Source organism: Shewanella sp. MTB7 (assembly GCF_027571385.1).
Classification (GTDB): Bacteria; Pseudomonadota; Gammaproteobacteria; order Enterobacterales; family Shewanellaceae; genus Shewanella.
In genome coordinates, this window is the sequence record NZ_CP085636.1 from 3,614,207 (window position 1) to 3,626,582 (window position 12,376).

Sequence of the window (12,376 nt, forward strand, 5' to 3'; positions counted from 1 at the left end):
AAGCACGAAACAAAACACCAGCCATTGCGCTGGTGTTTTTGTATCTTTAATTTTGTGTCTTTAATTATTCTTTCCGTGATGCTCTGATCCCAATGGGTATTACAGTTCTGTTCCTCAACATTAAGAGTATGAAGTAGCAGCCGATAGCTGCAAGTAAGTGTTTCACGGTGTGTCCACTCATCACTTCCCCCGTAGCCAAATAGATATTTAGGTCATTAAACTCCGCTATTTTAGCTAATATGTAACAGACAAATGCCATAAATAGTAAGTTGTAATGAGTATATATTTTAGGAAAAAATAGCAAAATAACAGGCAGGGTTAACATAGGCACAAGTTGAACCCAATAATAGAGTCTGAGATCATCAGTCCAATGCCAATAGCAGACTGAAAAAATCCCAATAAATAGGGCGGGTAATAGTATTAAACTACTGAGCTTGCTAGAGACACACTCCCCAATCAAGGCCACATAAAGCCCCATAAATCCAAACGTCATAGGCAGACGATCCCACACTAATGAATCGTTATTTGGCGACCAATGATAATAGAATGATGCTATCGAGACTAAAGTCACTCCCACAAAAAGGAGTGTCCAACCATTCATCACTCGCCACTGATAGATGGACAAGGTTTGATAAAGTCCCAAAAAACCTATGATAAAAAATGGAATATTAGACAGCACATTAAAAAAATTAGGAACATCTACCAATTTTTTTTGATCAGCAAAGCTATGATAAGCTAGGTTTTGTGGTATAGAACCTAAACTATAAAGCCACAATAACGAACCCCAAACGATGGCAAGCAAAAGGCCGTGGCGCCAATTGAAACTTTCCATCACAACAACATTAGTTTGATTTAACCTGTTCACTTATGACTCCTAATCGCCCACTTATTCGCTAACACACGAACACGTGAAGGAGTTAATCTAGGCACATCGATAGTTTTATTCTAGATGAGTTCTTCTCGTTAAGAATCAAAATTACTGCTAATGCATCTTCTTCTGATTATACATTCGAGTATCAGCGTTGTGCAGGAGATCCCGTAAGCTATTACCATCTTGGGGAAACATAGCAACTCCAACACTGGCCCTTAATTCAAGCTGCTTCCCTTCAATTTCAATATCTTCATTTAATGTCGCACGTATACTGTCGATTAAATCAACTTTAATTACATCTAAGCTATAATTTTCAAGTACTACCACAAATTCATCACCACCAAATCTAGCGAGGATATCTGAATGGCGAATTTTCATTTTAATCCTACTAGCCGCTTCAATTAACACTTTATCACCCACTTCATGACCAAAACGATCATTGATGACCTTAAAATTATTAAGATCAATATAGAGCAGAGCGATAGATTGTTTACTTACTTTAGCGCGTTCAAGAGCATCTTCGGCACTACCTTCAAAGAAATGACGATTAGCCACCTTTGTCAAGCTATCGAATAACGCCATCTCCTGCAGCTTTTTTCTGGTTATCACATGTTCTGCCACCTCGGCCTGTAAACTGATATTCACAGTAATTGAACGTATTTCACTTTTGGAAACTTTAATGCCTTTGGTGATAAACACTGACGAGCCTGACACCACAAAAAAGATCATCAAGTAGCCAAAAGAGCTTGGATTAATGATGAAGTATGACATCACGGGTAACAACACACTCAAAATAAACAGTATGTAATAAGCTGGTATCATTGAATATTGAAAAATGGCCACAGCAATAGCACACAGATAGAGACATAGAAGAAATAACACTGCAGATTGTTCAATAGGCTGAGGTAACAAAAAAACAGCCACACCATATAGCAGACCGATCAGACAACCTAATCCCACTCTACAAATCAGTAATCTTGCGAGCACTTGTCTTTCTGGTTTATGTTTACCAACATATTTAGCGATAAAAAAGACAAACGTGGCGACGAATGTTGTTACACAGAACAGAGCTTGAACATATTCAGTCGTCGTACCGTAATATGAGAGAATAACCGAAACAACAAAAGCTCCAAAAATCAAACCCATCATATTCGATATTGAGTAGCTGAAGAAACGATTAACTCGCTCCAGATAGTTTTGTTCCTGTTCAGGGTCAGTTGGATAGTTTAGAGATAATAGATTGATATAGGTCACTTCAACTCCCCCTTTAACCGACTAACTCTGTGACTCTCATATATCGGTTTCTTCTTACCTAAAAACGTTTTTCTTACCGTTTACAAAGTCTAGTAGAGCTCTCTTTGTATTGCCATGACAGAAAAATAGCGGTTTAAAATGAATAAATAGAGTCCAGCAGCAAAAGTGGGAGTAAATAAAAATAAAGAGGAGAAGTGATGAGATAACCCAACCAAGTTATAATTCCAAGCTGGGATTAATCATGAATATTAGTTGTAACCACGAATATAAGTAGGGGTGACATCATCACTGTTGAAGGCTTCACATAAAGAATTAAAAAGCTCTGTATTAGTCTTTTTTACCAGAGGAGGAAAGCGATCAAACTGCTCAATTTGATCATTAAGATGATTATTTTGATCATTTTTCAATAAAATTTTAGTGTTTTCCATAAGTAATGCCTCTGATATCGAGTAAGCGAGTCCGCAAAGATGTCGTAGATTCATCAGGTCGCATTTCCCCGAGTAAAGCCAATATCGACTAGATTTTGAGGATGTTAAACTCATGACTCATTGAATACCATAAGCTTAATGACCAGTATGAAACTAAACTCATTTAACAATACTTAACAGTCATAATAAATATAAAACATTCAAACTTGAGTTTTATATGGGTAAAACATAATCATATGTTTTAAATTGCACACTATTTGATCTGAACAAGTTCAAGCTCGTTTGCCAAAATAACCTGACCTGTAAAGTCTTCTTTTATGATCGCAACTGACTCATCCAATGTCTTTGTACTACGTAACATAAAATGCGCCAACATCAGTTGATTAACATTCGCTTGTTGTGCTATTTCGCCGATAGTTTGAGGAGTCATATGCAAGTTTTTTTCAACCCACCCAGCCTCTTGTCCAATAGCATTATTCGCCACTAACAGTTGAGTTCCTTTGGCTAAAACAGGTAAATTTCCACTACGACCATTCATATCCCCACTAAAGGTAACAGAGCATTCACCTAAGCTCACTCGCCAGGCTAAAGCGGGTACTGGACCATGAAACACATTGATAGCAGCAATTGAGAGGCTATCTGTTAATGCGTGCTGCCAGACCTTATTATCAGCAACAATATTATGAGCTTGTATTAAGTAGTCAGTGGAAGCTTGCTGCCTAACGTTATCAGACAGGTAAGGAAAAGTACTCTTTTGCCTATCATCGAACAGCGCTGAGATAAACTCAGTGGTCGATGGAAAATTGACCGCAGAGCTGGGGCCAAAAATCCCCAAAGGCTGATCTCTTCCAGTGAAAAAGCCCGCCTTAATATAGACAGGAAGTGCAGCGCTATGATCCACATGTAAATGTGTGAGTAAGATAGCCTGCAAATCATTAAAATTGGCAGTGGATTGTTCAAAATTAAAAGAGCTGCCTCCACCAGCATCGACCATGACTCTTGCCTTACCATTTATCCAAACCAGAAATGATGCCGATGCCAAGCCATCGTTAATTTCAGGCCCTCCCGCCCCTAATGTTTGTACCTGTATACCAGTACATTGCTCAACAGGCATCTGTGATGCAAATAAGTTTGTACTCCACATCATTGCCGTTAACGCGATAAAACTCAATCCAGCCTTGTTCATAACACTTCCTTAAAACACATGAGTAAGAGTACAGACCTCGTTAACGCTTTTTTTTATTCAATCATGAGATAAAAAAATGCCAGTCATTGCTGACTGGCATTGTTCACTTGTACTAGCGGGTTAAAACATTAAATATTCGCTAAAATTTTATTAACACTTTCTTTGGCATCGCCGAACAACATTTCAGTATTTTCTTTAAAGAAAAGTGGATTCTGAACGCCTGCATAACCAGTAGCCATCGAACGTTTAAATACCACTACGTTCTCAGCATTCCATACTTCAAGTACTGGCATACCCGAAATTGGGCTACCAGGCTCTTTCGCTGCGGGGTTAACAGTATCGTTCGCACCGATAACAAGCACCACATCAGTATTGGCGAAATCATCATTGATCTCATCCATCTCCATCACGATATCGTAAGGAAGTTTAGCTTCAGCCAGAAGTACGTTCATATGACCCGGCAAACGTCCCGCAACAGGGTGAATCGCAAAACGGACATTAATGCCACGTTTACGCAGTTTCTGAGTGAGTTCTGCAACTGGATATTGAGCTTGAGCAACCGCCATGCCATAGCCTGGTGCGATGATAACGCTACGGGCACTTTTCAGCATTTCAGCCACATCTTCAGCTTGGATTTCACGGTGTTCACCCTGATCAGCATCACCGGCTACCACGGTACCACTTTCGGTACCAAAGCCACCTAAGATCACCGAGATAAATGAACGGTTCATCGCTTTACACATAATATACGAAAGAATCGCGCCTGAACTACCCACTAGCGCACCGGTAATGATCAATAGATCGTTACCTAACATGAAGCCTGCTGCTGCTGCTGCCCAACCTGAATAAGAGTTAAGCATAGAAACAACCACTGGCATATCCGCGCCGCCAATGGCCGATACCAAGTTATAACCGAATACGAAAGCGATTAGCGTCATCAGCACTAATGCACTTATGGCATCAGTTTGCATGTAGTAGATACCCAATACGACAGAAGCTACCAGCATACCTAGGTTCAACCAATGTGCCCCAGGTAGTGCTTTAGGCGAACTGCTAACGAGTCCGCGAAGCTTAGCGAACGCCACAACCGAGCCAGTAAAGGTCACACCACCGATAAAGATGCCTAAGAAGACTTCGACATCATGAATGGTCTTAGCCACAGGATCGATATGACCCGTCACAGCATCCATCAAGGCGCCGTGATCTAATGTGCTCGAGAAACCAACGAGCACCGCAGCCATACCCACAAAACTGTGAAGGATAGCCACTAATTCAGGCATTTCGGTCATCTCTACTTTCAGCGCTAAACGCACACCAATCGCAGCACCTATTGCCATTGCACCAGTAACAATCCAGCTGTTACCATCAATTTGAGTACTGGCTAGGGTTGCGACAATCGCAATCACCATACCGATAATACCCAAGATATTACCGCGTTGAGCGGTTTCTTGTTTACTTAAGCCTGCAAGACTGAAGATAAACAGGACAGCGGCAACCAGATAAGCTGCACTTAATAATCCTATAGACATGTTCGTCAATCCCCTTAGTCTTTACGGAACATTTTCAGCATACGCTGAGTGACAGTGAAACCACCGGCAATGTTAATCGAAGCGATAAGTATCGCAATACCAGACAATATCAGTACAGCCGTGCTGTCGCTATTCATCTGTACCAGTGCACCGACAACAATGATGCCACTGATGGCATTGGTCACGCTCATCAATGGTGTGTGCAGTGAGTGGCTCACGTTCCAAACCACGTAGTAACCGACAACACATGACAGAACAAACACGCTAAAATGTTGCAGGAAGTCAGCTGGCGCCGAGTTTGCGATAAGCCCAAATAGACCTGCAGCAACTAATAGCAGTGCTCGTTTAATCCAAGGGTTCTTTTTCTTCTCAACGACGTCAGCGACGGCCTCTGCAACTTTCGCTTGAGGTTGCGCACTGACCTGAATCACTGGTGGTGGGAAAGTGATTTCGCCATCTTTAACGGCTGCAACACCACGAATCACTTCATCATCGAAGTTGATCACATAGTTACCATCTTTCTCTGGCGCCATCAGTTTAAGCAAATTGACTAAATTGGTACCGTACAGTTGGCTTGCTTGTGTCGGCAGACGACGTGACAGCTCGGTATAACCAATAATGGTCACATCGTTGACCACAGCGACTTCACCTGGCACAGTTAATTCACAGTTACCGCCGTTTGCCGCTGCCAGATCGACAATTACGCTACCAGGCTTCATCAAGCCAACCATATCTTCTAAGATCAACTTAGGTGCAGGCTTGCCCGGGATAAGTGCTGTGGTAATGATAATATCGACATCTTTGGCTTGTTCACGAAACAGTGCCATCTCAGCTTCAATAAACTCTTTACTCATGACTTTGGCATAACCATCACCAGAGCCAGATACCTCTTCGAAGTCTACTTCTAAGAATTCGGCGCCCATGGAGTTGATCTGCTCTTTCACTTCAGGACGAGTATCGAAGGCGCGAACGATTGCCCCTAAACTTCCAGCAGTACCTAATGCTGATAAGCCGGCAACACCAGCACCAATGATCAACACTTTGGCCGGCGGCACTTTACCTGCAGCAGTTATTTGACCAGTAAAAAAACGGCCAAAGTGATTAGCCGCTTCGATAACTGCACGGTAACCATCTACGTTAGCTAATGAGCTACGGGCATCAAGGGATTGAGCACGTGAAATACGCGGTACCATATCCATAGCAAGCAAGTTTATGCCTTTCGCTTTAAACTTCTCTAACAGTTCAGGATTTTGAGCAGGCCATACAAAACTTATGACTGTCGCACCGGCTTTCATTAGATCTGTTTCGTCAACGCCAGTATCGGCATCGATAGTGGGCGCATTGACTTTCAATATGAGATCCGCTTGAAACGCTTCTTCGAGGCTAACAATCTCAGCTCCCGCTTCTAAATACGCTTCATCTTTGAAATTTGCAGCCTCTCCGGCACCGCGTTGCACAACAACACTGAAACCTAATTTCTTAAGCTGAATAACAGTGGCTGGTGTCGCGGCTACCCGGCTCTCCTGATTAAGGATCTCCCTTGGTATTCCGATTTGCATAGTGTTTTCCTGGTGTCGATAGTGATGTTCTCTATTGCGATTAACACGAGTATTGCTCGGTAATGCATTAGCAATTTTTTATAATCCTCTATGACAAAGCAATAGATAGGGTCATTGCCGCCGAAATATTAATTCAAGCGTGTCATAAATCCTATCAACAATAACAAGATATTTGGGCTATGGGTCAATAATTTTCAATATTTGAGATTAATCTCTATTATTCTTGCGGAGAAGTTTGATCGTGGCAGGCTGTCAATCTCATTCTGCTATTAGTTATTTACAATTGTTATAAAATCCATCTACATAGATAGAAGATTTACGAGCCCAATGACTAAATAACATTAAATTTGTGTTCCTCATTGCAGACTCAAGATCAACAGAGGTTAAGCAAGAGATATCAATTAAGAGAGCAGTTCAGCAACATTCACTCTTCCTCCCTGACCTATCGCGCATACCTGAGCGAGTAACAGCTCCCCACAAGCAATGGCATCAATCAGTGCATTGTGCGCAGCGTAAACAGGCAAGCCATAACGTTCCCTACTCGCACCAAGCCTCAATGATCCCTCTTTGAACACTTCATGTTGACGCATCAATCTGCGTTTTTCTAATCCCAAGGTGTCGATGGCCATCAATATCACTCTTTGCTGAAAGTGCACTGACAAGCCTTTTTGTAAAAAAGCCAGATCTAAAGGGGAGTGGTGTGCGACCAGTATTTGACCATGGATTTTTTCTGCAAACCATGCCATTGCAACTTCTAGAGAAACCGCCCCATCAAGATGATGATCTAAGATGCCGTGAATGGCTGCACTTTGCCCGACACTGCCCTCGATTTTAACCAGTTTATGCTCAGCTTTTGACAATATCAGACGACCCTTTTCTATCGGTACAATACCAATACTTAATATTTGATCAAACTGTGCATCTAACCCCGTCATCTCCAAATCAATAGCCAACAAAGGCGCATCCATAACATTGGTGGTTAATAACGTTTTTTGAGCAAGATAATAAGCTTTGAGGCTTTCATTTTCGGCTCGAATGACCCGCCAGAAAAATTTAGTTTTCAACAGGTTCTGTACCAACAAATCAAAAACTCCGGGTAAATTTAAGTTTTATACCAGACTGAGCATCATGTACGACTTTAAAAGCATCCCTTAATTGATGCCGAACAAGAGACGACAGCTGCTTAGGTTGAAGATAATTTGAAATAGGCAGGGCCTGAGTATATTGTTCCCCTTGATTAAACAGTCGCATATGAGCTATAAACTCATGGGCATCAGCAAGGTTTAGTGCATCTTTTCGGTTAATAATATTTTGCTCCATCAGGGCGCGGATCCGCTTAGCGGTATTGACCTCTTTAATCCCTGCAAAGAGTGCGTAGATACGAACGATATCGTTAATTAACGCGTTGCCTTTATTCTTAAGATCTATCCCTTTAACCTCAGATCCATCGCGTTCAAGGACAAGTTGCTTGAAAAAACCCAAAGGGGGTGACTCTACCAGTGAGTTATTGGTCATCGCTGCGAGAAAAATATCATTATCTTTGGTGTTGGCTAACACCTCATCTTGCAAACTATCGAACAGGCAGCTTGGGCCGAAAATAGAACGCATATCGAAAAATATACTGGCATGCATCAAGGCTGTTGGTTCTGGGGTATCGACCCATTGAGTAAATTTACCTTGCCATTGAGATAAGCTCAATCGCCACTGAGGGTTCTGCGCCATGATATCGCCAGGACAATAGATGTAACCACATTTATCTAGTCCGCTACATACCGCCTTTGCTAGCGCCTCAAAGTAGCCTGACGCAGCTTCATCGGGCTCATGGGCCAAGAGCAAACCGTTATCTTGATCTGAGCAGGCAGCCTGATCTTGTCGTCCTTGAGAGCCAAACGCTAACCAACAAAACGCCATTGGCGCCTCTCCGAGCAGGGTTAGATTTAAAATGATCAACCGGCGCGTCAGGGCATCGGTAACCGAGGTCAATACACGCCCTATCTCTTCCGCTCTGGCATCAGCACTGATTAAGTTCTGTAACAGCAAGGGGATCTGTTTACTGACAGAGATAAGACTGTCTAGACTAATCTGACGCTCTATTTCACCAATCAGCAGTAGAGGTTGAGCGCTTTGTCCACGTAGAATATCAGTACTGGTCACAACCCCTACTGCTCTCTCATCATCGACAATGGGCAGATGATGAATACCATGCTCACTCATCAATAACATAGCCTCAAACACTAAGGCATTAGCGCTGAGTACTTTTGGTTGCGAGGTCATCGCTTGATGCACTGGTAAACTGCCATCTTGTCCTTCTGCTAACACGCGATTACGCAGATCTCTATCCGTTAAAATGCCACAGAGTTTAGCATTATCGACCACCAAAATGGAGGAGACTCTCGCTCCGCGCATCATTCTTGCTGCCTCACTAACAGACGCATTAATATCGATAATCAGCGGGTTCTTAGACATTAACGAGCAGACTCGGCTAGTCGTGGTTAACTCTTTTGCCTTAAACTTGGCTTGATGACGAAGACGTTTCGCAAATGCCCGATTAAAAGAGCGATCAAACTGCCGACTCTGTACACGTAGATAATCAAAAGTGTCTGGATCCAGATGATATACAAGACCATCTTCTAAGATACGAACTCGATTACTGATTTTTTCACCGGACAAGAGTGATGGGAAACCGAAATAGTCTCCTTCACCTAACCTATCGAGTAACTCACCATTATCACTTCTCACCTCAAATGCACCACTGCGGACAATATAAAGTTGAGGGTCTGTTTCATCTAAGGGAACAAACGTTGACGCCTTGCTGTAGTAGCCAACACTCAAGCTTTTACAACATCGTTCTAATGCTGAGTCAGACAAGGAGTCAAAGGGAACGAGTCCCTGGATAAAATCGGTAATGGGTTGAAGCTCGCTTGCATCCATAGGTAGCCTGCCATAGTTATACATCATTGAACTATAACGAATTCAATATAGGCTTAATATTCGACTAAAGGCTTAATGAATTGTATTTAAAGCAAAAAGAGCGCCGAAGCGCTCTTTTATTGAGTGAATAAACTCACTAATTAATGATCATGTGCTTCGCCAGACCCTTTAGGGAAACGAATCGACTCGACCATAGCAACCACATCTGCAGGAACTTCTTTAGTCACCCTGCTAACACTAAATGCAACAACGAAGTTCACTAGCATACCTAACATACCGATACCTTCTGGTGAGATGCCCATGAACCAGTGATCAGCATTGTTAATCTCAGGATTAACAAACTTAAAGAACACAATGTAAGAGGCCGTAAACAGTAGACCCAGTACCATACCAGCGATCGCGCCCTCTTTATTCATCGTCTTAGAGAAAATCCCCATGATAATAGCTGGGAAGAGTGATGAGGCAGCTAAGCCAAAGGCAATGGCGACCACCGCAGCAACAAAGCCTGGAGGATTAATACCAAAGTAACCCGCCAACACAATACCCAGAGCTGCAGCAATACGGGCAAACAACAACTCCTTTTTATCAGAGATATCTGGCATTAAGTTTTTCTTCAACAAATCATGCGCAACTGACGTTGAGATAACCAGTAACAAACCCGCAGAAGTAGATAATGCCGCCGCTAAACCGCCCGCAGCAACCAATGCGATAACCCAAGCTGGTAAATTAGCAATTTCAGGCGTTGCTAATACCATGATGTCACGGTCAATCTTCATCTCATTTTCAGGACCGTTGGCGTAATAAATCTTGCCATCGTCATTCTTATCATCCCAGGTAATAAGCCCTGTCTTTTCCCAGTTCTTAATCCACTCAGGAGCTTGGGTATAAGCGACACCGGTCGACTCTGGACCGTTGATAGTTTCAATCATATTCACACGAGAGAACGCAGCTAGAGCAGGAATAGTGGTGTACATGATAGCGATAAAGACTAATGCCCAACCTGCTGAAACGCGCGCATCTTTCACCTTAGGTACAGTGAAAAAACGCACGATAACGTGTGGCAAACCCGCAGTACCAAACATTAACGCACCGGTAATAAAGAACACATCAATCATGCTCTTAGAGCCTTCAGTATACTGAGAGAAACCCAGTTCAGCCGATAAGCCGTCTAACTTATCCAGTAGGAAAACACCAGTACCATTACCCGCAGCATCGACAAGTTCAGCACCAAAACCAATTTGTGGGAAAATATGGCCTGTCATCATCACAGAGATGAAAATTGCAGGCACCATGAAAGCAAAAATAAGCACACAATACTGAGCAACTTGAGTATAAGTGATGCCTTTCATGCCACCGAGGACGGCATAGAAGAAGACCACTGCCATGCCTATATACACACCGGTATCGACTTCGACCTCGAGGAAACGCGAGAACACCACGCCCACACCACGCATCTGCCCTGCAATATAAGTGAAGCAGATAAAGATGGCACAAACAACAGCTACAGTACGTGCAGCTTGAGAATAATAACGGTCACCAATAAAGTCAGGCACCGTAAATTTACCAAATTTACGCAAGTAAGGAGCCATACACAAAGCGAGTAGTACATAGCCGCCCGTCCAACCCATCAAGTAAACTGAACCATCGTAACCTACGAACGAGACTATACCTGCTAATGAGATAAAAGACGCCGCAGACATCCAATCAGCGGCTGTCGCCATTCCGTTAACAACAGGATTGACACCACCGCCTGCTACATAAAATTCTTTGGTCGAGCCCGCTCGGGACCAGATCGCAATACCAATATAAAGGGCAAACGTTACGCCCACGATTAAATACGTTAGAGTTTGTACATCCATCTCACTGCTCCTTACCTAGGTTAAATGCTAGTCTTCGTTCACATTGTATTTTTTGTCTAATGCATTCGCTTTAGCGACATAGACAAAAATCAGCGCCACAAACACGTACATTGCACCCTGTTGTGCAAACCAGAATCCTAATTTGAAGCCCATGAAATGATATTCATTGAGCACATCTACTAATAAAATACCGCAACCAAATGATACGGCCGCCCATATGGCCAATAAGCCAAGCACTAAACGTAAATTTTCACGCCAGTATCCCTCTGCCTTGTCGTTGCTTTCAAAACTCATAGCGACTCCTCTGTGATGATTTTATATTTAAGTCTCAGTTAATCTATCAAGCAAAAGCACAACAACAATCGCGACCTTAGTCTAACGCTTACGACAACTTTAGTATTAAACAAGTAATTAGTCGCTATTTAACAACCTATTACAAGTTAACGTGCACGTTAACCTGCCAATTATTAAGTAATAAACTTTAGACTAAGGTAGCAGGGATATTGATAAGGTTAATGTAGCGCGCCGCCTTAAATGAGAAACTCAATCGTGTAAGCTGAGATAGTTTTGTGTAGCGCGTCGCATGGTTTGGCAAAAATTTTCACACTATTTGGCAAATGAAAACAGGTCTCACCTGAGGCTTTATCAGTTCACATAGATTGACAAATGAGAACAGGTCTCATTCAGCCCGTATCTCACCAAAGATCAAGGCTTTTAATTGGAGTTTACCCCTAAACAGTTACTAATTGACTAGTACTA

Annotated in this window: 10 protein-coding genes; all 10 read right to left on the reverse strand. The window is 42.5% G+C overall.

What is annotated here, in order from left to right:
* Positions 1 to 64 precede the first annotated feature (64 nt).
* Entirely contained in the window at positions 65 to 865 is an 801-nt protein-coding gene (locus HWQ47_RS15590; RefSeq protein WP_269966987.1) for a ceramidase domain-containing protein, read from the reverse strand.
* A 117-nt stretch (positions 866 to 982) separates the two neighbouring features.
* Positions 983 to 2,125 (reverse strand): GGDEF domain-containing protein, encoded by a 1,143-nt coding sequence (locus HWQ47_RS15595; protein WP_269966988.1) that lies wholly within the window; start codon positions 2,123 to 2,125, stop codon positions 983 to 985.
* Between the two features lie 248 nt (positions 2,126 to 2,373).
* Complete coding sequence (locus HWQ47_RS15600; protein WP_269966989.1) at positions 2,374 to 2,607, reverse strand: hypothetical protein; 234 nt, start codon at positions 2,605 to 2,607, stop codon at positions 2,374 to 2,376.
* 199 nt (positions 2,608 to 2,806) lie between these two features.
* Positions 2,807 to 3,739, reverse strand: a complete 933-nt coding sequence (locus tag HWQ47_RS15605) for an MBL fold metallo-hydrolase (RefSeq protein WP_269966990.1) — start codon at positions 3,737 to 3,739, stop codon at positions 2,807 to 2,809.
* A 128-nt stretch (positions 3,740 to 3,867) separates the two neighbouring features.
* Positions 3,868 to 5,268 carry a Re/Si-specific NAD(P)(+) transhydrogenase subunit beta gene (pntB, locus tag HWQ47_RS15610; RefSeq protein ID WP_269966991.1) on the reverse strand — a complete coding sequence of 467 codons (1,401 nt, stop codon included), beginning with the start codon at positions 5,266 to 5,268 and terminating at the stop codon, positions 3,868 to 3,870.
* 14 nt (positions 5,269 to 5,282) lie between these two features.
* Complete coding sequence (locus HWQ47_RS15615) at positions 5,283 to 6,827, reverse strand: Re/Si-specific NAD(P)(+) transhydrogenase subunit alpha (protein WP_269966992.1); 1,545 nt, start codon at positions 6,825 to 6,827, stop codon at positions 5,283 to 5,285.
* Between the two features lie 401 nt (positions 6,828 to 7,228).
* Positions 7,229 to 7,891, reverse strand: a complete 663-nt coding sequence (locus tag HWQ47_RS15620) for an exonuclease domain-containing protein (protein ID WP_442802112.1) — start codon at positions 7,889 to 7,891, stop codon at positions 7,229 to 7,231.
* 19 nt (positions 7,892 to 7,910) lie between these two features.
* Positions 7,911 to 9,758 carry a DUF294 nucleotidyltransferase-like domain-containing protein gene (locus HWQ47_RS15625; protein ID WP_269966993.1) on the reverse strand — a complete coding sequence of 616 codons (1,848 nt, stop codon included), beginning with the start codon at positions 9,756 to 9,758 and terminating at the stop codon, positions 7,911 to 7,913.
* 140 nt (positions 9,759 to 9,898) lie between these two features.
* Positions 9,899 to 11,617, reverse strand: coding sequence for a sodium:solute symporter family protein (locus HWQ47_RS15630; protein WP_269966994.1), 1,719 nt, complete (start codon positions 11,615 to 11,617; stop codon positions 9,899 to 9,901).
* Between the two features lie 27 nt (positions 11,618 to 11,644).
* Positions 11,645 to 11,911 (reverse strand): DUF4212 domain-containing protein, encoded by a 267-nt coding sequence (locus HWQ47_RS15635; RefSeq protein WP_269966995.1) that lies wholly within the window; start codon positions 11,909 to 11,911, stop codon positions 11,645 to 11,647.
* Positions 11,912 to 12,376: the final 465 nt, after the last annotated feature.